Origin of the sequence: Phocaeicola vulgatus ATCC 8482 (genome assembly GCF_000012825.1) — a bacterium.
GTDB classification, from domain to species: domain Bacteria; phylum Bacteroidota; class Bacteroidia; order Bacteroidales; family Bacteroidaceae; genus Phocaeicola; species Phocaeicola vulgatus.
The window spans coordinates 101,182-127,366 of record NC_009614.1 but is presented as its reverse complement, the minus strand read 5'-3'; the positions used below and the strand labels follow the sequence as shown (position 1 = coordinate 127,366).

At 41.6% G+C, this 26,185-nt stretch carries 18 protein-coding genes; 9 read left to right on the top strand and 9 right to left on the bottom strand.

Features of this window, described 5'->3' with window-relative positions; all coding sequences use genetic code 11:
* Positions 1-62: 62 nt before the first annotated feature.
* From BVU_RS00450 to BVU_RS00440, 3 genes are read left to right on the top strand one after another with little or no spacing between them, the layout of a single operon-like run.
* Positions 63-1,493, top strand: a complete 1,431-nt coding sequence (locus tag BVU_RS00450) for a carbon starvation CstA family protein (RefSeq protein WP_005851068.1) — start codon at positions 63-65, stop codon at positions 1,491-1,493.
* Positions 1,480-1,701: a hypothetical protein gene (locus BVU_RS00445; RefSeq protein ID WP_005851069.1), complete on the top strand. Its 222-nt coding sequence runs from the start codon at positions 1,480-1,482 to the stop codon at positions 1,699-1,701. The genes BVU_RS00450 and BVU_RS00445 overlap by 14 nt, the downstream gene beginning before the upstream one ends.
* A gap of 18 nt (positions 1,702-1,719) precedes the next feature.
* Positions 1,720-2,211: a hypothetical protein gene (locus BVU_RS00440; RefSeq protein ID WP_005851070.1), complete on the top strand. Its 492-nt coding sequence runs from the start codon at positions 1,720-1,722 to the stop codon at positions 2,209-2,211.
* Positions 2,212-2,320: 109 nt separating this feature from the next.
* On the opposite strand, the gene BVU_RS00435 is transcribed toward BVU_RS00440, so the two are convergent.
* The 3 genes from BVU_RS00435 to uvrA form a co-directional block, all read right to left on the bottom strand.
* The gene (locus tag BVU_RS00435) at positions 2,321-4,627 is read right to left on the bottom strand and encodes a family 20 glycosylhydrolase (RefSeq protein ID WP_011964618.1); all 2,307 of its coding nucleotides are present in this window, start codon (positions 4,625-4,627) and stop codon (positions 2,321-2,323) included.
* Positions 4,628-4,683: 56 nt separating this feature from the next.
* Entirely contained in the window at positions 4,684-5,715 is a 1,032-nt protein-coding gene (locus BVU_RS00430; protein ID WP_005843009.1) for an endonuclease/exonuclease/phosphatase family protein, read from the bottom strand.
* 245 nt (positions 5,716-5,960) lie between these two features.
* Positions 5,961-8,762 (bottom strand): excinuclease ABC subunit UvrA, encoded by a 2,802-nt coding sequence (uvrA, locus tag BVU_RS00425; RefSeq protein WP_011964617.1) that lies wholly within the window; start codon positions 8,760-8,762, stop codon positions 5,961-5,963.
* An 81-nt stretch (positions 8,763-8,843) separates the two neighbouring features.
* On the opposite strand from uvrA, the gene BVU_RS00420 reads away from it, so the two are divergent.
* Positions 8,844-10,343, top strand: a complete 1,500-nt coding sequence (locus BVU_RS00420) for a glycoside hydrolase family 10 protein (protein WP_011964616.1) — start codon at positions 8,844-8,846, stop codon at positions 10,341-10,343.
* Between the two features lie 286 nt (positions 10,344-10,629).
* On the opposite strand, the gene BVU_RS00415 is transcribed toward BVU_RS00420, so the two are convergent.
* The 4 genes from BVU_RS00415 to purL all read right to left on the bottom strand — a co-directional run bounded on the left by BVU_RS00415 (position 10,630) and on the right by purL (position 19,550).
* Entirely contained in the window at positions 10,630-11,202 is a 573-nt protein-coding gene (locus BVU_RS00415; protein WP_005843003.1) for a chromate transporter, read from the bottom strand.
* Positions 11,199-11,747 (bottom strand): chromate transporter, encoded by a 549-nt coding sequence (locus BVU_RS00410; RefSeq protein WP_005843001.1) that lies wholly within the window; start codon positions 11,745-11,747, stop codon positions 11,199-11,201. The genes BVU_RS00415 and BVU_RS00410 overlap by 4 nt, the downstream gene beginning before the upstream one ends.
* Positions 11,748-11,751: 4 nt before the next feature.
* Complete coding sequence (locus tag BVU_RS00405) at positions 11,752-15,768, bottom strand: hybrid sensor histidine kinase/response regulator transcription factor (protein ID WP_011964615.1); 4,017 nt, start codon at positions 15,766-15,768, stop codon at positions 11,752-11,754.
* Positions 15,769-15,845: 77 nt separating this feature from the next.
* The gene (purL, locus tag BVU_RS00400; protein ID WP_011964614.1) at positions 15,846-19,550 is read right to left on the bottom strand and encodes a phosphoribosylformylglycinamidine synthase; all 3,705 of its coding nucleotides are present in this window, start codon (positions 19,548-19,550) and stop codon (positions 15,846-15,848) included.
* Positions 19,551-19,700: 150 nt separating this feature from the next.
* Between purL and BVU_RS00395 the strand changes: the two genes are divergently transcribed.
* The 4 genes from BVU_RS00395 to BVU_RS00380 all read left to right on the top strand — a co-directional run bounded on the left by BVU_RS00395 (position 19,701) and on the right by BVU_RS00380 (position 23,421).
* A complete protein-coding gene (locus BVU_RS00395; RefSeq protein ID WP_005842995.1) occupies positions 19,701-20,360 on the top strand; it encodes a LysE family translocator in 660 nt (219 codons plus the stop codon).
* A gap of 71 nt (positions 20,361-20,431) precedes the next feature.
* On the top strand, positions 20,432-20,974 hold the full coding sequence (locus BVU_RS00390; RefSeq protein WP_032946433.1) for a DUF4924 family protein: 543 nt from the start codon (positions 20,432-20,434) through the stop codon (positions 20,972-20,974).
* Between the two features lie 14 nt (positions 20,975-20,988).
* Positions 20,989-21,846 (top strand): dTDP-4-dehydrorhamnose reductase, encoded by an 858-nt coding sequence (rfbD, locus tag BVU_RS00385; protein WP_005851079.1) that lies wholly within the window; start codon positions 20,989-20,991, stop codon positions 21,844-21,846.
* Between the two features lie 6 nt (positions 21,847-21,852).
* Positions 21,853-23,421: a peptide chain release factor 3 gene (locus BVU_RS00380; protein ID WP_005842989.1), complete on the top strand. Its 1,569-nt coding sequence runs from the start codon at positions 21,853-21,855 to the stop codon at positions 23,419-23,421.
* Positions 23,422-23,495: 74 nt separating this feature from the next.
* On the opposite strand, the gene BVU_RS00375 is transcribed toward BVU_RS00380, so the two are convergent.
* Entirely contained in the window at positions 23,496-24,278 is a 783-nt protein-coding gene (locus BVU_RS00375; RefSeq protein ID WP_005842987.1) for a TerB family tellurite resistance protein, read from the bottom strand.
* Positions 24,279-24,384: 106 nt separating this feature from the next.
* Here BVU_RS00375 and BVU_RS00370 point away from each other — a divergent pair, with 106 nt between their 5' ends.
* Positions 24,385-25,269 (top strand): NAD(P)-dependent oxidoreductase, encoded by an 885-nt coding sequence (locus BVU_RS00370; protein WP_008670231.1) that lies wholly within the window; start codon positions 24,385-24,387, stop codon positions 25,267-25,269.
* On the opposite strand, the gene BVU_RS00365 is transcribed toward BVU_RS00370, so the two are convergent.
* Positions 25,252-26,040 carry an aspartate dehydrogenase domain-containing protein gene (locus BVU_RS00365; protein ID WP_008670229.1) on the bottom strand — a complete coding sequence of 263 codons (789 nt, stop codon included), beginning with the start codon at positions 26,038-26,040 and terminating at the stop codon, positions 25,252-25,254. The two genes, BVU_RS00370 and BVU_RS00365, sit on opposite strands and share 18 nt — an antisense overlap.
* Between the last annotated feature and the right edge of the window lie 145 nt (positions 26,041-26,185).

Sequence of the window (26,185 nt, the reverse complement as noted above, 5' to 3'; positions counted from 1 at the left end):
GCAAAGATACGAAGTAATCAATTAATTCGTTACTTTTGCCCCAACAAAACAAAAAATAGAATATGATAACCTTTATTATTGCATTATTGGTTCTTGTAGGCGGATACTTTTTGTATGGAAGTTATGTGGAACGTGTGTTCGGTCCTGACAAGATAAGGAAGACACCTGCCCTGACCATGGCGGATGGTGTTGACTTTATTCCACTTCCTACTTGGAAGATTTTCATGATTCAATTTTTGAATATAGCCGGCTTAGGACCTATTTTCGGTGCTATAATGGGAGCGAAGTTTGGTACGGCGTCTTATTTGTGGATTGTTTTAGGTACCATTTTTGCCGGGGCGGTACACGATTATTTGTCCGGAATGCTTTCCATTCGGCATGATGGCGAGAGTTTGCCGGAAATTATCGGTCGTTACTTGGGCCTTCCCACAAAGCAGTTGATGCGCGGTTTTACGGTTGTGCTGATGATATTAGTCGGAGCGGTTTTTGTGGCAGGACCTGCCGGATTGCTTGCCAAACTTACTCCGGAGTATATGGATGTTACTTTTTGGATTATAGTCGTATTTGTCTATTATATGTTGGCTACATTGTTGCCGGTAGATAAGATTATAGGAAAAATATATCCGTTGTTTGCCATTGCTTTATTGTTTATGGCGGTGGGGATTTTGGTGATGTTGTTATGGAATCATCCGGCATTGCCCGAAATTACGGACGGGCTGCATAATACCCACCCTGCCGGATTACCAATTTTTCCTATCATGTTTGTTTCTATTGCTTGTGGGGCAATCAGTGGCTTTCATGCCACACAATCTCCGTTGATGGCACGTTGTATGAAGAATGAGAAGTATGGCCGTCCTATTTTTTATGGAGCGATGGTGACCGAAGGGATCGTGGCATTGATTTGGGCTGCTGCCGCTACTTGTTTTTTTCATCAAAATGGTATGGAGGAGAGTAATGCTTCGATTATTGTGGACAGCATAACCAAGGAATGGTTGGGTACGATAGGAGGTTTATTGGCTGTATTGGGGGTAATTGCCGCTCCTATTACCAGTGGAGATACCGCTTTACGTTCAGCTCGTTTGATTGTTGCCGATTTTATGCATTTGGAACAAAAAAGTATAGCGAAACGTTTATTGATTTGTATTCCTATTTTTGCGGTAACTATCGGTATATTGTTGTACAGTCAGCGTGATGCGGCGGGATTTGATATGATATGGCGTTATTTTGCCTGGTGTAATCAGGCTTTGTCTGTTTTTACTTTGTGGGCGGTCACTGTTTTTCTGGTACGTGCGAAAAAGAATTATTATATTACCTTGTTTCCTGCCTTGTTTATGACGGCTGTATGTTCTACTTATATTTGCATTGCTCCCGAAGGATTGGCACTTTCTGATTATGTATCTTATATAATCGGTGGTCTTTGCACGTTGGTAGCCGCTATAGGGTTTGTAAGTTGGTATAGGAAACAAAACAGCATAGTTTATGAAAAAATATAGAAAATCGATTTGGTTGCCTGTCGCTTTGTTGGTTTATACTACAGCGATGGCCGTTTATTTTATTCCGCGTAATACGGAAATAAGTGATACGGAAAAGTATCTCACAGTAGGTTTATCCTATATGATAATAGCGTTGTTATGGATTGTCCTTCGTAAGAAAGAAAAGGCGGAGGAAAGACGTGAACGTGATTTGGAAAATAAAAAATAACTATTAAACGACAACATTATGAAGAAAATTTTAGTCAGCTTGATGCTGTTGGTAATGACTGCACTGAGTGCGCATGCTCAATTTGAGAAGGAGGTATGGTATGTGAATGCTTCATTGACAGGGCTTGACCTATCTCATAGCAAGAATGAGGGTACAAATTTTGGTTTCGCTTTGACCGGTGGTGCGTTTGTAGCCGATAATGTGGCTGTATTGCTGAATTTTAAGGGCAATTATGTAGAACATGGAATGGATGAAACCAGTATTGGTGCACAAGGACGTTATTATTTTTCCAGTTGCGGTATTTATGGAGGATTGGGAATGGCGTATAAGCACCTTTCTTGTGTAGGATTTAAAAAGAATCTGGTTTGTTTGACACCGGAAGTCGGATATGCTTTTTTCTTGGGCAGAAATGTGACTATTGAGCCGTCTGTATATTATGACTTGAGTTTTAGTGATATTTCAGAATTTAGTAAATTAGGCTTCAAGATAGGGTTCGGAGTTTACTTCTGATTGATGTAATTCCACCACAGATTACGCAGATTATTGAATGGGAGAATTCATTGAAATTCAATCTATGTAAATCTGTATAATCTGTGGTGGAAAAACTTTTTATGTGAGATTAATGCGCATAGAGATGCGTGAACGGAATTTCTTTACCATCACTACCTGTTACTTTTAATTTCAGTTGTCCTCCGTTTTGGTCGAAATAACGTAATTCCATTGGATGATATCCTTTCGCCAATGCCTTTTGTCCCACTATTTCTTTAGGTCCGTGAGGTCCGTCATTGTCTACTATCTGTTCACTGTCTATGGTCAATGTACTACCATCGTCGGACAGGAGTGCAAAAGTGTAGATATCGTCTTGAGGAGCATTGAAATATCCTTTGATAATCAGTCCGATATTTCCTTTTACTTTTTTAGGAATCATAACGTCTTCCACTGGATAAGTACCATTGATCGGAGCTTTTTCTATTTCACTGCATTTATTTCCTTTAAATTCGTGCCATGTAGCTTTCAAACCCGGATTGGAAGGAGCGGCAGTTACAGAGGGGGTATATTCACTTTTGATGAAACGTGTCTTGGCTATGTCACCTTTCTTTCCATTAGGGCGGAAGGTGCAGAAAGTAAAGTCTGTGGTTTCAGTCACTTTGATGGGACCTTCATATACGGGAGATTGTAAAGTAGGAGTACTGCCATCAGTGGTATAGTGAATTTCCGCAGTGGGGTCAAGGCAAGTTACATTGATGGTTCCTTCACCGATAAAGGCGTTGACGGCATTAAAGCCTTCCAAATCGGGTATACGGTAATTGATACCCATGATATTGAGACGTTCAAACTGATCAGACAGGCGTTGTTTGAAGGCATTCCAGTCTTTTTGCTCCGGTTTGCTCCAACCTAATTCGGCAATAGCCAGCAAACGTGGAATGGTCATATATTGCATACGTGCGTTGGAAGGAATCCATTCGCACCAAATATTTCCCTGCACTCCTAAAATCAGCGACTGCTGCTCGGGAGTCAGGTTGTCTGTCGTATCCAGATTATAAATGCTTGCCATAGAATTCTTGTCTTCTGCATAATCCAAATAAAATTGTCCGTTAGGAGTGAAAATGACAGGGTTGCCTTGTGCCGTTGCCTTGGTCGCTGCATCTTTTACCCAGCTGCGCCACCACATTACGGTGGCTGTTTTAGACAATCCGCCTTCAATGATTTCATCCCAGCCTATCATTTCTTTGCCTTTCCCGTTAAAGAATCTCTCCATGTCATGAATGAACCATGATTGCAGTTCTTCTTCGGTTTTCAGATTATTGTCATGCATACGTTTCTGGCAGTCCGGACATTTTTTCCAATTGGTTTTTTCTACTTCGTCACCTCCTATATGTACATACTTATAGGGGAAAAGGGCTATCAGTTCTGCATAAACATTCTTGCAGAACTCCAATGCAGAGTCTTTCCCCGGACAAACAGGTGAGGAGAAGACGCTTCCCCAACCGGTTTCGTTAAAACAGGAAACACCTTCATAGTTACTCACAGCTGCCAGCATGTGTCCCGGCATATCAATTTCGGGAATAATATCTATGCCTCGTATTTTGGCGTATGCTATGACATCCTTGATATCTTCCTGAGTGTAGTAGCCTCCATATAGGGTGTCACCTTCTACGATGCGTATCTTGTCTTCGGGAATTGCCATATCCGGATTGTTATCAGTCTTTGACTGACGTATGCATTCGCGGTCATGGGAATTGAATTTGCGCCAGGCTCCTTTTTCCGTCAGTAAAGGATATTTCTTGATTTCGATACGCCATCCTTGGTCATCGGTAAGATGCCAGTGGAATTTATTCATCTTGTAAAGGGCCATGACATCCAGTAATTCTTTCACCTCATCTATTGTGTAGAAATGGCGGGATACGTCCAGCATGATGCCTCTCCATTCAAAGCGGGGGGCATCTTGAATGTTAACGGCCGGTATGGCCCAGTCTGTACCTTTAACAATTTCTTTAGATTCTATTTGCGGGGGAAACAGCTGTCTGAGGGATTCGATACCTGCAATGACACCTCCGTAAGAGTTACCTGTAATGTTGACCTTATCGCTCTCGGCTGTCAGGGTATAGGCACCTTCTTTTCCTTGAACATCCCCCAAGGCAAGGGTGATGGTTCCTTCGCCTTCTTTTACTTTAAGGTCGTAGCCTGTGGCACCGGAAAGCATATCGGCCAAATACTCGGCTGCGGGAATTAGTTCGGCGTCAATAACACCGATGGAGGTATTACTTTTCAATACAAAAGCACCGTTTGTTTCCTCCAGATGGTTGGTTATGGGTACAATGGATACCTCTTTTGTTACAGGGGGAGTACTGGTACATGCTCCCAACATCAATGTGCCTGCTAACATACAGGCGGTCATTAACTGCTTATGTGTACATTTGGTCATAGGATAATAAATTAGGTTATTGGACAAAGATAACAGAAATATTGGGAAAAACGATATTATTTGGCGGGATATTGGAAAGTAACCAGTACTCCTTTATGGTCTGTAGGCCATACGCCCAATGGTTCTATAAACTTGTCTTTAGATGTTTCCTGAACACGCTGTGCACGGACTATGGAATTTTTCGGACCGAAAATGGCGGCGTCTTTCACTTTCAACCCCTTTTCGGGATAATACCAAATGTAATCTATACGGTCGCGTTCATCTGCTTTGGGAGCCCAGGTTATTTTGTCGGCGGGCTTTGCCGGATTATCCGAAGGATAAGTGAAGCCGGGATAGTTTAATACATCTGGATAGAATTCTCGATAGGCGTCTTTCAATCCGGCTTCGTCTAACAGGACAGGAACTGTCCAGGGGATTACAAAGCCATGATGGTCATACAGGTCTTTGGTTTCTTCAGTCCAATCTTGATGTGAAGGTTCATTAAAATCTCCTCCTAAAATGATGGTGTAGCCGGCTGCACGATCTTTTTTTGCCTGTTCAATGAATAGTCTGATGGCGTCATCGCGTTGTGAGGCTACATTTCTCTTTAATACTTCTTCTACGGTAGTGGGGATAGGGATTTCTTCCCAAGTAGAGCCATCATATCCGCGTACATTATAATAGGCGTCATCCAAATAATCAAGATGAGCGGTGTAGACTGCTATTTTCTGTCCGTTCATATCGGCTGTAAGGCGATAGATACTGCCGTGGTCATTCTTTTCGGGAAAAACGGTTAATGAATCAGTGATGGGGTATCGGCTTAACAGACCTGTATCATAGGTATAGAAGGAATAATAGGTTTCTCCTTTTTCCTTTAATGATTGCACTAGGCGGGCAGTGAAATTGGTGTTTTCGTAATTACGTACTTCGCTCAATGTGACGAAGTCCGGACGAAGACGGGCTATTTCATTCACAATAGCGTCGTAACCACCGGGAATTACAGTTCCTTCTTGCCAAATGTTCCATTGAAGAACGGTGAATTCTTTCTCTTTTTGTGAACATCCCAATAGGAAAGGGAACAGCAAGAGTAGTAAAAAAAGTTTTTTCATATTCTGTTGATTTATAAGGTTGTTAATTCAATTCTAAATTTACTCATATTTTCGTTTAGATTGACAATGCGGAAAACATTAAAACAGATTTTTAGTAAAATGATTCTGCAATCATACCACAAAATGCTAAACTTATAGAACGGAATAAATCACTTTTAAATTCCCATTTATCATCTAGTGGTATATTGCGTATAATCATATTTAATAATTTGTGTCAGTTTGGACAATCAACGGTGAATAAAAAATCAATCAGGAGAATCCATCGCCAGTTTTTCACGTAAAAACTGTCCCGTATAAGATGCCGCACATGCTGCAACCTCTTCCGGAGTGCCCGCAACTACCAGATTTCCTCCCATATTTCCTCCTTCGGGTCCTAGGTCAATCACATGGTCGGCACATTTTATCACATCCATATTATGCTCGATAATGATAATGGTATGTCCGCGGCTGATTAAGGCTTCAAATGCTTCCAGCAGTTTCTTGATATCATGAAAATGCAGACCTGTGGTTGGTTCATCGAATACAAAAATAGTGGGTTGTGCTTTCTCTATGCTCAGAAAATAAGCTAGTTTTACGCGTTGGTTCTCGCCGCCGGAAAGAGTGGAGGAGGCTTGTCCTAACTTTATATATCCCAATCCCACTTCTTGTAATGGAATTAGTTTCTTCACTATCTTTTTTTGATTGTATTCGGCAAAGAATTCAATGGCTTGATTCACTGTCATTTCCAGAATGTCATAGATGCTCTTGTCTTGGAATTTTATTTCCAGCGTGTCGCTCTTGAAACGTTTTCCATGACAAGACTCACATTCTAGTACCAAATCTGCCATAAATTGCATTTCAACGGTTACCGTACCGTCACCTTTGCATTCCTCACAGCGCCCGCCTTCGGTATTGAATGAGAAATATCCGGCAGTATATCCCATTTGCTTGGCAAGAGGCTGTTCGGCAAAGAGTTTTCGTATTTCGTCGTATGCTTTTACATAGGTTACCGGATTGCTGCGTGATGATTTTCCGATAGGATTCTGGTCTACAAATTCAATATCTTTCACCAGCTGTACATCTCCTTCCAAAGAGATGAACTCACCCGGCCGTTCGCTAGCTTCACTATATTCGCGTTTCAATGCCTTGTAAAAGACATCACGTACCAACGTACTCTTCCCCGAACCGCTGACTCCCGTAACTACCGTCATTACATTCAGTGGAAATTTTACGTCAATGCCTTTAAGGTTGTTTTCACGCGCACCTTTTATTTCTATATAATTGTTCCACGGACGATGGCATCGGGGAATCTCTATGTTTTCTTCTCCCAACAAATAGCGCACCGTATAACTGTTACTGTTTCTTTGAAGATCGTTCATGTTGCCTTGATATACTATTTGTCCTCCTAAACGTCCTGCTTGAGGACCGATATCAATGATATAATCGGCAGCACGGATTATTTCTTCATCATGTTCTACCACTACTACGGTGTTTCCCAGCTCCTGTAACTGACGAAGTACTTTTATCAGCCGGTCGGTGTCACGGCTGTGTAATCCGATACTGGGCTCGTCCAGGATATAGAGTGAGCCTACCAAGCTGCTGCCTAATGAGGTGGCCAGATTGATGCGCTGGCTTTCACCGCCGGAGAGCGAGTTGCTGAGACGGTTCAGTGTAAGATATCCCAAACCCACATCCATGAGGAAGTTGATGCGGTTGGTAATTTCCGTTAAGATCCGTTTGGCGATGGCTGTGTCATGTGCATCTAGTTCTAGAGTGCGGAAGAATTCTTTTAAGTCGTGAATAGGTAAGTCAACCAGTTGAGAGATGGATTTTCCACCTACTTTTACATAACCGGCTTCTTTTTTCAAGCGTGTTCCGTGGCAGACAGGACAAATAGTTTTTCCCCTGTATCGTGCCAGCATCACACGATATTGTATTTTATATTGGTTTTCTTCCAGCATTTTGAAGAAAGAATCTATACAGGCCTTATTTCTAGGTCCATGCCATAAATAATCTTTTTGTTCCTGTGTCAGTTCATAATAAGGGGCGAAGATGGGGAAATCGTGGGCGGGAGCTTCATGAATGAATTCCTGTAGCCATTCCCCCATCTTTTCACCACGCCAGCAAAGGACAGCTCCGTCATATACACTCAGAGCACGGTTTGGAATCACCAGATGTTCATCTATACCTATCACTTTACCGAAGCCTTCGCATTCGGGACAAGCGCCGAGAGGGGAATTGAATGAAAACATTTGGTCATTCGGTTCTTCGAATTTAATTCCGTCGGTCTCGAATTTAGTGCTGAAAGAGAACAGCTGCGTACTTCCGTCAGCAGAGTAGAAGCGGAGGAGACAATTCCCGTCTCCCTCGTACATGGCCGTTTCGGCAGAATCGGTGAGGCGGCTGATACTGTCTTTGCTATCATCGGCTGTCATGCGATCTACCAGCAGATAGATGTTTTGTTTTTTATCTTCGGCAGCTGTTTGTTGCAGAAAATCTTCTATACGGACTATTTCACGGTTCACCTCTATACGGGTAAATCCTTGTTTCAAGTCCATTTCCAGTTGCTGGAGCAGTGTACGGCCTTCACGGGGCATCATAGGAGTGAGAACCGTGTATTTCGTTCCTTTAGGAAAGGAAAGCATACAGTTTACAATATCTTCAATGCTATGTTTTTTCACCAGTTGCCCGCTAATGGGGGAATAAGTCTTCCCCACGCGTGCATAGAGCAGTCGCAGATACTCATATATTTCGGTGGAAGTACCCACGGTGGAACGAGGATTGCGGCTGTTCACTTTTTGCTCTATGGCGATAGCGGGTGGTATACCTTTGATGAAATCACACTCAGGCTTGCTCATGCGGCCCAGAAATTGGCGGGCGTATGATGACAGGCTTTCTACATAGCGTCGCTGACCTTCAGCGTATAATGTATCAAAAGCCAAGGATGATTTTCCGGAACCGGATAGTCCCGTGATGACGACCAGCTTGTTGCGTGGAATGTTTACATCGATGTTTTTGAGGTTGTTTACCTTTGCTCCTTTTATGGATATATAGTTACTTTCTGACATTCTTTATTGAATTTGGTTTAATATGCAAAGATAATTATAAGTTTTCTTATCTTTGCAAGCGTATTAAACAAGAATAACAAAATGAGAGCAAAAACTATTCTTCTTTTATTGATAGCACTACTTTTTACTTCTGTTGTCAGTGCTCAGACACGTTATCCTAAACGTGAGTTCCGCGGTGCATGGATTCAGTGTGTGAATGGACAGTTCCAGGGAATGCCGACAGAGAAGATACAGCGGCTGTTAATAAATCAACTAAACAGTCTGCAGGGCGCAGGCATTAATGCGATAATTTTTCAGGTACGTGCAGAAGCCGATGCCTTGTATAAATCTTCTTATGAGCCGTGGAGCCGCTTTCTTACAGGAGTGCAGGGCAGAGTGCCTTCACCTTACTGGGACCCGATGCAGTTCATGATTGATGAATGCCATAAGCGTGGAATGGAGTTCCATGCCTGGATTAACCCTTACCGTGCCAAGACAAAGGGAACTACTGCCTTATCACCCATTCATCCGTATAATAAGAATCCGGAACGTTTCGTGAATTATGCTGGTCAACTTTATTTTGATCCGGCTTTGCCCGAAAACCGTAAATACATTTGCAAGATTGTGCGCGATATTGTTACCCGTTATGATGTGGATGCCATTCATATGGATGATTATTTCTATCCTTATCCCAACCCGGGCGAAGATTTTCCTGATCATGTCAGTTTTGCGCAATATGGTCGCGGATACAGTAATAAAGCCGATTGGCGCCGTGACAACGTGAATGTGCTGATAAAGGAAATTCACGAAACTGTGCGCGAGTGTAAGCCGTGGGTGAAGTTCGGTGTTTCTCCTTTTGGTATCTACCGCAACAAGAAAAATGATCCGAATGGAAGTGATACACGCGGTCTTCAGAATTATGATGATTTGTATGCAGATGTGCTGATGTGGATTAATAATGGTTGGGTAGATTATAATATCCCTCAGATTTATTGGGAAATAGGTCATCCTGCTGCCGATTATGACAACTTGATACATTGGTGGGCAAAACATGCCGCTTCGCGTCCGTTATTTATCGGTCAGGATGTGATGCGTACGGTGAACAAGGCGGATGCCCGTAATCCGTTACAAAACCAGATGCCTGCCAAAATGAAGTTGCAACGGTCGCTTCCTACCGTGCAGGGAAGTTGTCAATGGTATGCTGCTGCAGTGGTGGATAATGCCGGCAATTACCGCACTATGCTGGAGAAGGAGTATCATCGTTATCCGGCTTTGATTCCTGAATCTCCTTTTATGGACGATAAGGCTCCAGGTAAAGTAAAGAAGGTGAAGATGGTATGGACGTATGAAGGTCCGGTACTCTTCTGGACAGCTCCGAAGGCAAAGGACGAGATGGACAAAGCTGTACAGTATGTGGTTTATCGCTTTGATAAAAAAGAAAAAATCAATTTGGATGATGCTTCCCATATTGTAGCCATTACCCGTGACCATTTTTATCCATTACCTTATAACGATGGAAAAACGAAGTACCAGTATGTAGTGACAGCGTTGGATCGTTTGCACAATGAGTCGAAGGGTACTAAAAAGAAAGTAAAACTGTAAGAAGCGGGAGTGTTTCTTTAATTTTAGATTTTATTTTTACTGCCACTGCCTGGGTATTATATTCACGTCCTATCGATGAATAAAGAATTCCGGGGCAGTGGCAGTTGATTTGTATGCCGCCTGTTTTCCGGGTGCTATATTGTTTATGTTGAAATCAGGAAAAGGTTATAACATCTGTAATCCATCTATTGCGGCTTTATCTAATCAGTGATGACAAAGAGTTGATGATTATTTCCGGAGCCGATCATACGGATTTTTTTGATGATTTCCCATAATCGTCCTATTCTCAGTAAAGCAGGAACCCTGCCACTCCGCAAAGTATAATCATTAATATAGGATTGATTTTGTATTTCCGTGTACCTATAAAGGTTACTAGAAAAATAATTATACTGATGATGAATTGATACAAATCTATTTGATAACTGCCGAAGTTTTCAGCATTCATCAAGACGAGTGCAGCTGCTGCCAGCAGACCTACTACTGCCGGACGCAACCCTTTGAATACGGCTTCTACAACCGGATGCTTTTGGTATTTCAAGAAGAACCGGCTGATGATTACCATTAATATGAACGATGGAAAAACTACAGCAAAAGTAGCTATGCAAGAACCGAATATAGCCCAGCTTTCATTGTAGCCTGCATTCAATACCGCAGTATATCCCACATAAGTAGCAGAGTTGATGCCAATGGGACCCGGTGTCATTTGGCTGATAGCGATGATATCTGTAAATTCGCTGGCACTGATCCAATTATATCTTGTTACTACTTCTCCTTGTATCATGGACAACATGGCATAGCCTCCTCCGAAACCGAAGAGCCCTATTTTACAGAATGTGTAGAATAAATATAGAAAAATCATTTGGATGAATATTTATGTTTGTACTTGCCATATATAAAACCTCCCACGCCCGCTATTATGATAATGTAGACTGGAGACACGTCCAATACCCAGATAAGCAATGCGGATACTATTGGTATCCAGACAGTGTAACGGTTTATCTTGGCGGATTTTGCCATGGAGAAAGTGGGAGCTGCAATAAGGGCTACTACCGCCGGGCGAATTCCCTTGAATATATTCTCTACAATTGGGTATTGTTTGAACTGTTGAAAGAACAAGGCAATTGCCAATATGATAAAGAAAGAGGGGAGTATTGTGCCTAAAGCCATTGCCAATGCTCCACGGAATTTACGCAATTTATATCCGATAAATATGGCAATATTTACAGCAAATATTCCGGGTACAGACTGAGTGAGGGCTAATAAATCAATAAAATCCTCTTTGTCAATCCATTTTCGTTTGTCCACTATTTCATCTTGAATTAGGGGAACCATAGCATATCCTCCGCCAATAGTAAATAGTCCTATTTTTAGGAAGATAAGAAATGATTGTAAATAGAAATTCATTTTTTTAATTTTGTTTCATATAAGTGCTTGGTGGAACTCCGTAGTATTTCTTAAATGTATCCGTAAAATATTTGGGATCACTGAATCCCATCATATCCGAAACTTCGGATACGGTATAACGTTTGCTTTTCAATAAAATGCTAGCTTCGTTCATACGTACTTTACGTATAAAGTCACTGGGCGAATCATTGGTTAAGGCCTTTATTTTATTGTATAAACTACTCCGGCTCATATTCATTGCATCACATAGGTTTTCTACGTTCATTTCTTTGTTTATACTACTTTTTATGATGTCGGTAGCTTTTAAAAGAAATTCCTGTTCCAAACTGACCGTCGGATCATCTGATACCTCGTCTGCATTGAATTTGAATTGTGAGAAACGCTTTTTCATGATTTCCCTGTTCGCCAGAACGTTGGTTATGTTTGCTTTCAGTACTTCCATGTCAAATGGTTTGACTATGTATTTATCGGCTTTGGTCTGTAAGCCTTTGATAATACTTTCTTTATCGTTCAATGCGGTCAGCAATATGATAGGTATATGACTGGTTTCAATATTACTTTTCAATATATTGCACATTTTGTTTCCATTCATGATAGGCATCATTACATCCGACAGTATCAGATCAGGTTGTCGCTCTTTGATAAAATCCAGTGCTTCTTGCCCGTTTCCTACATCAGACACATGATAATCTTCCGATAGTGTATGCAATAGGAAAGTACGCAATTCCATATTATCTTCCACTATCAGAATGGAAGCGGCATGTGTTTTGACCGGCTTGTTTTTGATCTCTTTCACCAGTTCTTCCGGATTGCCTTCGATGACAGGCAGCGGGTCAATTACATCAGCTTTTTTGAATATACGGTAGTTGTATTTCCGACTTTTGATAGGGAATGCCAGTTTGAAGGTAGTTCCTACATTCTCTATACTGCTCATTGATATTTTGCCGGCATGGCTTTTTATCAGTTTGTAGGTAAGCAGCATGCCGATGCCGCTTCCTGTGATTTGCAGATTGATGGCATTATTCCCTCTGAATAGGCTTTTGAACATTTTCTTTTGTTCATTGGCGGGGATCCCGATTCCTGTATCTGTAATAGTGATGAACCAATGACTTTTATTTTTCTGAGTTTGCACAGTGACATTGCCCCCCTGACAGGTATATTTCAAGGCATTTGTCATCAGGTTACGGATAATGGAATCCATCTTGTTTCTGTCCAGCCATACTTCCTGGCTTTCGAAATTAGTTTCAAATATGATATTTATCTGTCTTTTGCGGGCATATAAATTGAACTGTTCCAAATAGTTTTTGATATAGTTGTTCAATTCGTATCGGGATACATATACAGTGGAGGTATACAGTTCCTCTTTTTCAAAATTAATCAGATTACTGGCTAACTCAGACAGATTGTCTGTATTTTGTATAGCTAGGTTGATATTGATTCTTCCCTGTTCGGACAGGTTTTCGTTTTTAAGAATCTCTCCCAAAGGAGCTTTTATCAAAGTCAGCGGTGCACGTATATCATGCGCCGTGTTGATAAAGAACCGGATTTTTTCTTTTGAATTGTTTCTGTCTTTCCTAAGCCACAAATAACGTAAGACAATTACTCCGACCAGTATAAAAATGATCAGATAAAGAATGCCTGCCCAAAAAGTAGCCCACCAAGGTGGGGTTACGGTTATGAAAAGTGAACGTTCTTCTAACAAATGGTGATCATCCATCAGGATGGCTCTCACTCTTAATTTATACTTACCGGGACCGATATTAGTGTAACGTATGCGGTTATCGTTCGTGAGTGAAGTCCATTCATCATAAAACCCTTCCAGTTTCCAGGAATAGACGATGTTGGAGGGATTATCATAATTGATGGAAGACACATCCAATGAAAAAATATTCTGGTCGTAATTCAGTATGATATGCCGGGTATCATCAATTTCTTCTTTTAAAGGGGAACCTTTTTCACCGGGCATTACTTTCTGATAGAGCAGTCGGAAATTATCAAATACCATTTTGGATTTGAATTGATGAGGCAGCGTGACGGTATCTGCCAGTTCAATGGCTCCGTCTCCACATCCGAAAATAAATTTTTTATCGCGTGTATGTACTCCGGCAGCTTGGTTAAAGCTGGTAGACATCAACCCTTGTTCTTTTGTCCAGTTAGAGAATATTTTTTCTTTTGTTTTGAAACGGGTCAACCCTTTTTCTGTACTAATGATCAAATCGTCTTCCAGAGCAGACAGTATGCAATGAATATTATTAGATATCAGAGCTGAATTATTGACATGGTAATTAGTTACTTTTTCTGTATAATTGTTGTAAATCCATATACCGGAACCATGTGTACCAATGAAAGTGATGTTCTTTTTACTTTGATAAATAGTATTTATGCAGCCTAGTTCGGAGTCTAGATTCACCGCTTTGAGCTCTTGATTGACCTTATTGAACTGATACAATCCATTGATAGTTCCTATCCATAAATTGTGGGCGTCCTTATTGGTGATATAGGTGATAGGGAAATCCATTTTATAACAATGCATTTCCTTTGTATCCATATCATAACTTTTTAAATTGTAATATCCTCCGGCCCAAATCAGATTATCCCAATCCTTATAAATACAACGAATATATTTATCCGGTTTTATGGTGTCATCATTTAATGTCTGGGGAATAAAATATTGTGTGGTCATGTTTTTCTTATCTATTTTGTACATTCCCGACATATATCCTCCTACTAAAATAATTCCTGGCCGGGATTCACATATAGAGATAAATACATGATTTTGATTAGGTGTGTCATGCTGATAAGTTGATAATAAATTCGTCCATTGTTTGGTGGAAGGACGGTAGCAACATACGCCATTATTGGTCGCATACCAAATATCTCCTTCAGAATCTTCCAATATATAGTTCACTTGGTTATCTATCAGTGAGTTGGGATTGTCGTAAGAGTGCTGTATCCATTTATATCCGGGATATTTCTCGGAATACACAGTAATTCCTATAGGATAGACTGCCATCCATAATTTTTGATCATCATCAATATAGATATCATTAATGATATTACCGTTCATTTTATTGGAATGGTTGTGGTCGGCATTTAGAAAATTTGTCAATTCGTAAGTGCCCAAGTTTAATTTATATACGCCTGCGCCATTAGTTGCTATTAGCACCTCGTTTTCATTTTCTTTACTTGCTATGATAGAGTTGACATTAATGTCTTGTAGTCCGTTGTGTACATCAATCAGTTGGCGGCTATGGATATTGTATAGATAAATACCATCCAGCAAGGTACCTATTACTAGCATTTGGGTTTCCGGATGAAAATAGATGTAGTTCACTATATGAAAATTATCCAGTTCCGGATGCTTGATTGTTTCTAATCGGCCATGATTCAGTTTTGCACAGTAAATCTTGTGGCTGGATGCCAGAAAATATTGGTTGTTCGTAGATTTTGCAATATATGTGATTTCTTCCTTGATAGGACTTTCCAGTTGAATAAGTTCATGGGTATCTATGTCGAAAAGATATTGTTTGTTTTTAGTGCAAAGCAATATATTGTTGTCTTTGGAGTCAAGAAATGAAGCGGTGAGCGGCAGTCCGCTGTTGCTTTTGTCCTTACTGGCAAAATCGCAAACTAGTTCAAATTTATCTTGTAAGGAATTGTACCTGAATAGATGACCGGTTTTTCCTATCTCCCAAACCACTCCTGCCGTATCTGTTTGCAAAGTGTTCAAGTTAGGAAAAAAGTTCAATAGTTTTCCGTTGGCTGTTAAGCTATAGTGTGTGTATTGTTTTCCGTTGTACCTGTCTATTCCTTCGTGAGTGAGAAACCACATATAGCCCTTTTTATCTTTTCGTATAGATAAAACTCTACGGCTGCTCAAACCATTCTGAGTATCCAGATACTGGTATAGTTGAGCAACGGCAGGTGTTACCAAAATAACAAAAAGGCATATAAGTAAAAGAATTCTTCTCATATTATTAGGAGGCAAAATCCTTACAAAGTTCGTAATTTCCCTTAACATATCAAAATCTGTTATATACAAAAAAAGCGGTAATCAGTATGACTCACCGCTTTTTTAGTAAATATAACAAATCGTTTTTATTTTTTGTTCATCTCAATCCATTTTCTAGCATTGACAAATGCTTCCATCCATGGAGTAATCTGATCGTTCTTTATTCTATCAGCCGGATAATAAGCATTTTGCCATGGGAAACAAGAGCGTTCCAGATGAGGCATCATGGCCAAATGGCGACCGTCAGGGCTGGCCAGACCGGCTACGCTGTAATCTGAACCGTTCGGATTGCCGGGATACTCATCGTATGAGTATTTCAATACAACATTGTATTTATCTTCATGATATGGCAATGAGAATTTACCTTCTCCATGGGCTACCCAGATGCCAAGCTTGCTTCCGCTTAACGAACCGAACATGACGCTTCTATTCATAGGAACAGTAACACCTACAAACTTGGATTCGAATTTATGTGAATCATTGTGCAGCATTTTCGCTTTCTTGGTGAAGTCTGGGTTAATCAGGTTTAATTCTATCATCAGCTGACATCCGTTACATACGCCCAATGACAATGTATCTTTGCGTGCATAGAAGTTATCCAATGCAGCTTTGGCTTTGGGATTGAACAAGAAAGCTCCGGCCCATCCTTTGGCAGAGCCTAAAACGTCCGAATTAGAGAACCCACCGCAGAATACGATGAAATTGATGTCCTCTAATGTCTCACGTCCGCTGACCAGATCGGTCATTGTTACATCCTTCACATCAAATCCTGCCAAATAGAGCATGTAGGCCATTTCGCGTTCGCCATTGGTTCCTTTTTCACGGATAATAGCCGCTTTGATACCTGTCGGAGTACGACGGTCGGGGTTAAGGCCGAATTGTGAAAGTTTGCCGGTGAATGATTTGTCGAATACAAATTCCAAAGGTTGTTTCTTGTAGTTCTCGAAACGTTTTTTGGCGCAGCCGTTCATGCTCTGCTTGCGGTCTAGCAAGTAAGAGGTAGAATACCATACATCGCGCAGATAGTCTATGCCGAACTGGTAAGTCGCATCTCCCTTTTCTACCAGGATATGTCGTTCTTCAGTCGGTTTACCTAATTTTACGTAGCCTATGCCTGCGTCTTCCAAGATTTTTTTCACTTCTTCTTTGTGCTTATCTTTTACTTGGATAACAATACCCGGATTTTCGGCGAACAATATCTTGATAATGTCATCTTCCTTAATCTTGTTCAGGCTGATTTCCATACCACCTTCCATATTCGAGAAGCACATTTCAAGCAGTGTAGTAATAAGACCACCGGCAGAAATATCGTGACCGGCCATAATCAGACCTTTATTTACTAATTCTTGTACAGCCAGGAATGCGTCGCGGAAATATTCAGGATTTTGTACAGTCGGTACATCGTCACCTACTTTGTTCAGTGATTGTGCAAAAGCAGAACCTCCCAGACGTAACTTGTCAAAACTGAAATCAATATGGTAGATAGTGCTCTTTTCATCATTTACCAATACAGGAGAAACCACTTTCTTCACATCCGAAACTTCACCGCCGGCAGAAACGATGACAGTTCCCGGACTGATGATCTTTTCACCGTTAGGATATTTCTGAGTCATAGACAAAGAATCTTTTCCGGTCGGTACATTGATTTGCAATGAGCAGCAGAAATCGGAAAGGGCTTTTACGGCAGTGTACAGGCGGGCGTCTTCACCTTCCTGTGCGCGGCATGGCCACATCCAGTTGGCAGACAAGGAAATGCTGTCCAATCCTTCCGCCATCGGGGCCCATACGATATTAGTCAGTGCTTCGGCTACCGACAAAACAGAGCCTGCGGCCGGATTGGCTAAGGCGGCTTGGGGAGCATGGCCTAGAGAAGTTGCTATACCTTTTTCGCCACGATAATCGAGAGCTACTACACCACAATCGCTCAGAGGCAACTGAATTTCACCTTGACATTGTTGGCGAGCGATTTTACCGGTTACGGAACGGTCTACTTTATTGGTTAACCAATCTTTGCAAGCAACAGCTTCCAGCTGAAGTACGCGGCGGATATATTCATTTAATTTGGAAGTTTCGTATGAAACATTTTCATAATGGCGCTCTACGGTCTTGTCAACCATGTAGGTTTTCGGAGAAGAACCGAACATCTGATCTACTGCCAGATCGAACGGACGTACCCCATCGGCCTGTTCAAAGGCAAAGCGGGCGTCTCCGGTTGTTTCACCTACGGTATACATCGGCGCACGTTCGCGATCAGCAATTTTTTGTACATGTTCAATAGCCGACTCGTCAATCAGCAATCCCATACGTTCCTGAGATTCGTTGGCGATAATTTCTTTGGCAGACAAAGTCTGGTCACCGATAGGTAGTTTGTCCATATGAATTAATCCACCGTTTTCTTCTACCAGTTCGGATAAACAATTCACGTGGCCGGCCGAACCGTGGTCGTGAATGGAAACAATCGGGTTGTTATCTTCTTCACACAATGCACGGACTACATTATAGGCACGTTTTTGCATTTCCGCATTGGCACGTTGGACGGCGTTTAGTTCGATTCCCGATGAGTACCGGCCTGTCTCAACAGAAGAAACCGAACCTCCACCCAAGCCGATGCGATAGTTATCACCACCCATTACAACGACTTTATTTCCTTTTTCGGGATGTCCTTTCAGACAGTCGCGCTGAGTACCGTAACCTACTCCTCCTGCCAGCATAATCACTTTGTCGTATGCATACTTCTCGCCGTTTTCCTGGTGCTCGAATGTCAGTACAGAACCACAAATCAGCGGTTGACCGAATTTGTTACCGAAATCGGAAGCACCGTTGGAAGCCTTGATTAAGATCTGTTCCGGAGTCTGGTATAACCATTGGCGGACAGGAAGGATGTCTTCCCATTCGCGTCCCTCATCAGTACGGGGATAAGAGGTCATATAAACGGCAGTACCAGCAATGGGCCATGAGCCCTTGCCACCGCCCATACGGTCACGGATCTCACCACCGGTACCGGTAGATGCACCGTTGAATGGTTCTACGGTTGTCGGGAAGTTATGTGTTTCGGCTTTCAGTGAGATAACAGTCTTGATATCTTTGATAATGAAATAATCGGAAGTGGAATGATCGGCCGGAGAGAATTGCTCTACTATCGGTCCTTCGGCAAATGCTACATTATCTTTATAAGCGGAAATAATCTTGTTGGGATTTTCAGCAGTCGTTTTCTTGATCATCTGGAACAAGGAAGACTCCATTTCCTGACCATCAATAATGAATGTTCCGCCGAATATCTTATGGCGGCAATGCTCGGAATTGATCTGTGCGAAGCCGAATACTTCGGAATCGGTTAATTTACGTCCCAAATCTTTTTCAACCTTCAGCAAATAGTCCATTTCCTCACGGGAAAGTGCCAGACCTTCTTTTTCATTGTATTCTTCGAGGTTCTCGATGTGAACAATCGGCTGGGGTTTGATGTTGACTGTGAAAATCTCCTGGTTCAATCCCTTATACATACGTTGCAGCATAGGATCGTACTCGGCGTTTTCGTCTTTTACAGGGAAATATTCCTCAATGCGTAAGACACCTGTAAGACCCATGTTCTGAGTGATTTCTACAGCATTTGTACTCCAGGGAGTAATCATTTCCCGACGCGGTCCGATGAAGCAACCTTTCAGGTTCTCTTCGTTCTCTACAGTGGCTTCACCATAAAGCCAGCTTAATTTCTGAATATCCTCAGAAGCCAGTTCCTGGCTGACTTCTGTTGCTATTACACTTTTAGTGGGTGTTCTGAAAAATAGAATCATAGCACTTTTATAGTTGTTTTGTTAATTGAAAACTAGTTCTAATATCAAGGGTCTATTAATAAGGTGCAAAGTTATATAAAAGAGACGGGGTATGAAAGAATTTTGAGCGTAAATATAGGTACTTTCGTAAAAAAGTAGCATCTTTGCAGCATGAATTGGATAGAACAAGTAACCATACTCGATTTATTGGTGAAAGGGCTTATCGTCGGTGTAGTGGTTTCTGCGCCGTTAGGTCCTGTTGGGGTACTTTGTATACAGCGCACACTGAACAAGGGACGATGGTATGGATTTGTTACCGGTCTGGGAGCTGCCCTTAGTGATATAGGCTATGCCTTGATTACAGGTTATGGCATGAGTTTTATGGATGATTTCTTGGCAAAGAACCAAGTTTTGTTACAAATTATCGGCAGTATCATGCTGTTCTTTTTCGGTATTTATACTTTCCGTAGTAATCCTGTCCAGTCTATCCGTCCTGTATCTTCTACCCCGGGCAGTTATCTTCATAATTTTGTTACTGCTTTTTTTGTGACTCTCTCCAACCCCCTCATTATATTCCTGTTTATAGGTTTGTTTGCCCGTTTTTCTTTTGTGATGCCGGGCAGTCCCATAGGCTTTCAATTGGTAGGGTATTTGGCTATTGTATTGGGGGCTCTTCTCTGGTGGTTCGGAATTACGTATTTTGTCAATAAAGTACGCACCCGTTTTAATTTACGCGGCATTTGGATTTTGAACCGTGTGATTGGTATTGTAGTGATGCTGATTTCAGTCGCAGGTTTCATTTATACTATTTTAGGAAAAACGATGTACTGACAAAGAAACATATCTTGTGTATCATACGTTGGTTTTTTAATTTTTTAATTATCAATTTTAATTTAAAAAGTATGTTCGTTTCCAAGCAGTTAAAAGAAAAGAATATAGCCGAGTATCTTATATATATGTGGCAGATAGAGGATTTAATCCGTGCCAACGGCTGTGATATGGAAAAGATAAAAAGCACCATCATAGCTCCTTATCCGTTAACGGAAGAGCAGAAAGCGGAACTCACCCAGTGGTATATGGATTTGATTGAGATGATGCGTCATGAAGGGATTATGGAAAAAGGCCATTTGCAGATTAATAAAAACATTATAACTTGGCTTACCGACCTTCATTTGCAGTTATTGCGTTCCCCTAAGTTTCCTTATTATAATTCTGCTTATTATAAAGTATTGCCTTATATTGTAGAGTTACGCGCTAAAGGTGCGGATAAAGAGGAGCCTGAACTGGAAACTTGTTTTGAGGCGCTTTATGGTATCTTATTGTTGAAATTGCAAAAGAAAGAAATCAGTGAGGAAACAAGAAAGGCACAAGAAGCAATCTCGACATTGCTGGCTATGTTGTCAAACTACTATATAGAGGATAAAAAAGGAGAATTGGAATTCTAATAAATGAAATAGAAATGAAGAATATATTGGTGACTGGTGCCAACGGTCAATTAGGAAATGAAATGCGTGTGTTATCGGCTGAATACAAGGAATATACTTGTTTTTTTACGGATGTAGCCGAATTGGACATTTGTGATGAGCAGGCGGTGATGACTTTCGTAAAAGAGAATAATATTCATGTCATAGTGAACTGTGCGGCCTATACGGCGGTAGATAAGGCAGAGGATGATATAGAGTTATGCACCAAGCTGAATAAGAACGCAGTGAGCTATCTGGCGAAGGCGGCTGAAGCCAACTGGGGTGAGTTTATTCAGATATCAACGGATTATGTGTTCGATGGCACGAAACATCTTCCTTATAATGAGGGGGATGTTCCTTGTCCCAATTCTGTTTACGGCAAGACCAAGCTGGCCGGTGAAACGAATGCATTGGAGTATTGCAAAAAAACAATGATTATCCGTACCGCATGGCTTTATTCCACTTTTGGGAATAATTTTGTAAAAACGATGCTCCGTCTGGGAAAGGAAAAGGAAACTTTGGGTGTGGTCTTTGATCAGATTGGTACACCGACATATGCCCGTGATCTGGCACGTGCTATCTTTACAGCCATTTATAAGGGAGTGGTTCCGGGAGTTTATCATTTCAGTGATGAAGGAGTATGTTCCTGGTATGATTTTACCAAGGCTATCCATCGTATTGCCGGTATCACGACCTGTAAGGTCAGTCCCCTGCATACAAATGAATATCCGGCAAAGGCTCCCCGTCCCCATTATTCCGTATTGGACAAGACCAAGATTAAAACTACTTATAACATTGAGATTCCTCATTGGGAAGAGAGTCTGGAAGCATGTATCAAAGAATTAAATGCATAATAAAATATGAATAGTGAAATAGAAAGAAGACGGACGTTTGCGATTATAGCGCATCCGGATGCCGGTAAGACCTCTCTAACTGAAAAATTGTTACTTTTTGGCGGACAGATACAGGTGGCCGGAGCCGTAAAGAGTAATAAGATAAAGAAGACCGCCACATCCGACTGGATGGACATTGAAAAGCAGCGTGGTATTTCTGTGACCACTTCTGTGATGGAGTTTGATTACAATGATTATAAAATCAATATTCTGGATACTCCGGGCCATCAGGACTTTGCCGAGGATACTTATCGTACTTTGACAGCCGTAGATAGTGTCATTATTGTGGTGGATGGTGCGAAAGGTGTGGAAACGCAGACACGTAAGCTGATGGAAGTATGCCGTATGCGTAATACTCCGGTAATCATATTTGTCAACAAAATGGACCGTGAGGCGAAAGATCCGTTTGATTTGTTGGATGAACTGGAGGAGGAACTCATTATCAATGTACGTCCTCTGACGTGGCCTATTGAAAGCGGTCCCCGTTTCAAAGGTGTGTATAACCTTTATGAACATAAACTGAATCTTTTCCAACCTTCCAAACAGGTGGTAACAGAAAAAGTGGAGGTTGATATCAATACGGAAGAACTAGACAACCAGATCGGTGCTCCTTTGGCTGAAAAATTGCGCGGAGAACTGGAACTGGTTGACGGTGTTTATCCTGAATTCAATGTGGAGGAGTACCTGAAAGGCGAGATGGCTCCTGTATTTTTCGGGTCGGCATTGAATAACTTCGGTGTACAGGAACTGCTGGATACATTTGTGGAAATTGCTCCGAGCCCCCGTCCTACCAAGACAGAAGAACGTGAGGTGGAACCCGATGAACCGAAATTTACCGGATTTGTCTTTAAGATCACAGCTAATATCGATCCTAATCATCGTTCATGTATTGCATTTTGTAAAATTTGTTCGGGCAAATTTTCCCGTAATACTCCTTATTATCATGTACGTCATGACAAGACGATGCGTTTTTCTTCTCCCACTCAGTTTATGGCACAGCGTAAAACAACAGTAGACGAGGCTTGGGCGGGAGATATCATCGGTTTGCCGGATAACGGAACGTTCAAGATCGGTGATACGCTGACTGAAGGTGAGAAACTTCATTTCCGTGGAATTCCCAGTTTTTCGCCCGAGATGTTTAAATACATTGAGAATGCTGACCCTATGAAACAGAAACAATTGGCTAAAGGTATTGACCAGTTGATGGATGAGGGTGTGGCACAGTTATTTATCAATCAGTTTAATGGACGTAAGATTATCGGTACGGTAGGGCAGTTGCAGTTTGAAGTGATCCAGTATCGTCTGGAAAATGAATATAATGCAAAATGCCGATGGGAGCCTATCAGCCTATACAAGGCATGTTGGGTGGAAAGTGATGATCCGGAAGAACTGGAAGCTTTCAAAAAACGTAAATATCAGTATATGGCCAAGGATCGTGAAGGAAGGGATGTATTCTTGGCTGATAGCAATTATGTACTTCAAATGGCACAAATGGACTTCAAGCATATTAAGTTCCATTTTACCAGTGAGTTTTAATTTGTTGTTGGAGGTGGTCAAAAATCCCTAAGGGATGGACACACCTCCTTCTTGTTTTCACGAAATATTCTTTTTTACTTTATTCCTCTGGCTTTATAAATTCGTTCTTTAGCGTTATTAATTTGTTGGAACTTCTCTTCTGCCGCTTTTTTCACATCTTCACCCAATGTAGCAACACGGTCAGGGTGATGTTTTAATGCCAGACGGCGATAGGCTGTACGTACTTCCTCATTGGTGGCGGACGGGTCAATTTCAAGTACTTTGTAAGCTTCTTCCAATGAGTTTCCGCTTAAGTTCAGCATGGATTCCACTTCTTTGGGCGACAGTTCCATGCATTGTGCCACTTCTTTTAATGCTGCTATTTCCTCAGAGCATACGCTTCCGTCACTTTTGGCTATGTTTACCAGAAAGTCCAACAATTGCAGCCGTTGTTCGTAAGGCAGGTTCGCGGCAATCTGTGCACCACATTCATGGATGGTATTTTTAAATGCCATCGGGTTTTGACGCTCCATCTGTTTGCGCTGTTCAAAAAGATTCAGCAAAATCTGTTCTCCTTGGATGACTGCCTCTTCGCCGAAATTCATTCTTAAGAATTGGCGTACATATTCCATTTCGCTGTGCATGATGCGTCCGTCTGCACGGATGATGTAAGACGCCATAACCAACATGGAGAATAAAAAGCTATTCCGCTGGCCTTCGTCATAGTTTCCGGCTTCCGCCTGTCCTTTTTCGTATGTATTGCCAAAAAGTCCGTTGTTTCCATCCAGCAATGAGCCTAAGGCAAATCCGGCCAAAGCTCCCAGTGGTCCCATAGTCATGAATCCCAGAATACCACCAATCCATTTTCCTGCTCCCATTATTCTTTTAATTTTTTCGTTTTGGATGCAAAAATAAACAATCTTGGATGAAAAAAGTCTCTTTGCCGCATTTTTTACTATCTTTACCAGTCAAATTAAAAATACTATGTTTCAGAAACTTGTAGCAATAGAACCTGTCAGTCTGGTTCTGTCAGCAGAAAAAGCGTTATATTCTTTTGCAGATGAGGTTGTTATGTACTCTGATATTCCGGCGGGGGATAATGAGATTATTGCTCGGATCGGAGATGCGGATGCTGTATTGTTAAGTTATACATCACAAATAAACCGGTATATTTTAGAGAGATGTCCGAATGTCCGGTATATCGGTATGTGTTGTTCACTATACTCTCCCGAAAGTGCGAATGTGGATATCCGTTATGCTAATGAACGCGGTATTACGGTGACAGGTATTCGTGACTATGGTGATGAAGGGGTAATAGAATATGTAGTCAGCGAACTGGTGCGTTGTCTTCATGGATTCGGTCAGAAGCCGTGGGAAGGGATTCCCCGGGAGATTACCGGCTTGAAAGTGGGTATTGTAGGCTTAGGAAAATCTGGTGGTATGATAGCGGATGCAATGAAGTTTTTTGGTGCGGATATAGCTTATTATGCCCGTAGTGAAAAAAAAGAAGCCGGTGCGAAAGGTTATCGTTTTATGCCTTTGAATGAACTTTTGACATGGAGTGAAGTGGTATGCTGTTGCTTGAATAAGAATACGGTTTTGTTGCATGAGGCGGAGTTCAAGGCACTTGGAAATAGGAAGATACTATTTAACACAGGATTGTCACCTGCGTGGGATGAATCTTCGTTTACCCGATGGTTGGAGGAAGATAATCTTTGTTTTTGTGATACATTAGGAGCATTGGGGAGTACGGCATTGCTTACCCATCCGCATGTGCGTTGTATGCAAGTATCAACCGGCCGTACCCGCCAGGCGTTTGACCGCCTGAGCGAGAAGGTGCTGGCCAATTTGTCAGAATACAATGGGTGAAGTGATATTGAGCAGGGTGTTCACTACAGACCATCCTGCAATCTCTGATGTGGCGCTGTACACTTCTACTACTGCGTGTACTTGTTCATTTTTGATTTCCACTTTTTGAGTATCACCTGTAAATCCAGGGGTGGACTGTATGGATACCTGCATATTGTCCGGTCCTACGGAAGCCAATGAGGCTGCGACAGATACATTTACTTTGGTTGGAAAAACATTTATTGCCTCTGTTGCATTGCCGGAAAAGACAATGCGTTTTTCCTGTTGCAGCTCTTCCTTGTAAACCGATGTGCCTTTCAAAGCATCAGGTCCTTTTTCATTGAAAAAACGAGCTGTAGCATTTCCCATCAAAGAGGTGGTTCTTAATACATCAAATCCTCCGGTGGCCCCGGATACCAAGTAAACCCGTGTATCGTTTGCCTTGGCCGTTTCTTTGACTTTCTCATAAAAAGAGGTGTCTGCCAAAGCTCCTATGGATAGGGTGATAATGGAAGTTCCGTTTTCCAAGGTGGGTAAGGCCAGTTCTTTCATTGCGGCAGGCGAGGCTGATTCCACCAGATAATCAGGTTTTAACTCCAACAGTTCTTTTAAAGTGTGACAGGCTGCACACATTTTTCCGTGTTGCCTCATTTTATTCGCAATGTGTTCGGCCTTTGATGCTGTACGCGAATATACGCCTACTAACTCATAGTCGGGCAACATTCCTTTGACAACTGCGTTTGTTATAATTTCAGCAAGTCGTCCACATCCTACTATAACCAATCTATTCATAGAACAAAGATAGTGATTTTCATCATATAAACCTATTTTGTGGAAAATGGAATTTATTGTGATGTATTTCTTGTTCTATGGGTATGTCTGTCCGAGCTGTTTTGAAATGTTTGCACTTAGTAAATGGCAAAGTATCTGAACTTCG

Coding starts and splice junctions, on each gene's coding strand:
- uvrA (WP_011964617.1), bottom strand. CDS start 8,762: ATGTCAGAAAGTAACTATATATCCATAAAAGGAGCAAAGGTAAACAAC.
- BVU_RS00445 (WP_005851069.1), top strand. CDS start 1,480: ATGAAAAAATATAGAAAATCGATTTGGTTGCCTGTCGCTTTGTTGGTT.
- BVU_RS00415 (WP_005843003.1), bottom strand. CDS start 11,202: ATGATTTTTCTATATTTATTCTACACATTCTGTAAAATAGGGCTCTTC.
- BVU_RS00375 (WP_005842987.1), bottom strand. CDS start 24,278: ATGGGAGCAGGAAAATGGATTGGTGGTATTCTGGGATTCATGACTATG.
- purL (WP_011964614.1), bottom strand. CDS start 19,550: ATGATTCTATTTTTCAGAACACCCACTAAAAGTGTAATAGCAACAGAA.
- BVU_RS00430 (WP_005843009.1), bottom strand. CDS start 5,715: ATGAAAAAACTTTTTTTACTACTCTTGCTGTTCCCTTTCCTATTGGGA.
- BVU_RS00450 (WP_005851068.1), top strand. CDS start 63: ATGATAACCTTTATTATTGCATTATTGGTTCTTGTAGGCGGATACTTT.
- BVU_RS00410 (WP_005843001.1), bottom strand. CDS start 11,747: ATGAATTTCTATTTACAATCATTTCTTATCTTCCTAAAAATAGGACTA.
- BVU_RS00370 (WP_008670231.1), top strand. CDS start 24,385: ATGTTTCAGAAACTTGTAGCAATAGAACCTGTCAGTCTGGTTCTGTCA.
- BVU_RS00420 (WP_011964616.1), top strand. CDS start 8,844: ATGAGAGCAAAAACTATTCTTCTTTTATTGATAGCACTACTTTTTACT.
- BVU_RS00395 (WP_005842995.1), top strand. CDS start 19,701: ATGAATTGGATAGAACAAGTAACCATACTCGATTTATTGGTGAAAGGG.
- rfbD (WP_005851079.1), top strand. CDS start 20,989: ATGAAGAATATATTGGTGACTGGTGCCAACGGTCAATTAGGAAATGAA.
- BVU_RS00390 (WP_032946433.1), top strand. CDS start 20,432: ATGTTCGTTTCCAAGCAGTTAAAAGAAAAGAATATAGCCGAGTATCTT.
- BVU_RS00380 (WP_005842989.1), top strand. CDS start 21,853: ATGAATAGTGAAATAGAAAGAAGACGGACGTTTGCGATTATAGCGCAT.
- BVU_RS00405 (WP_011964615.1), bottom strand. CDS start 15,768: ATGTTAAGGGAAATTACGAACTTTGTAAGGATTTTGCCTCCTAATAAT.
- BVU_RS00440 (WP_005851070.1), top strand. CDS start 1,720: ATGAAGAAAATTTTAGTCAGCTTGATGCTGTTGGTAATGACTGCACTG.
- BVU_RS00365 (WP_008670229.1), bottom strand. CDS start 26,040: ATGAATAGATTGGTTATAGTAGGATGTGGACGACTTGCTGAAATTATA.
- BVU_RS00435 (WP_011964618.1), bottom strand. CDS start 4,627: ATGACCAAATGTACACATAAGCAGTTAATGACCGCCTGTATGTTAGCA.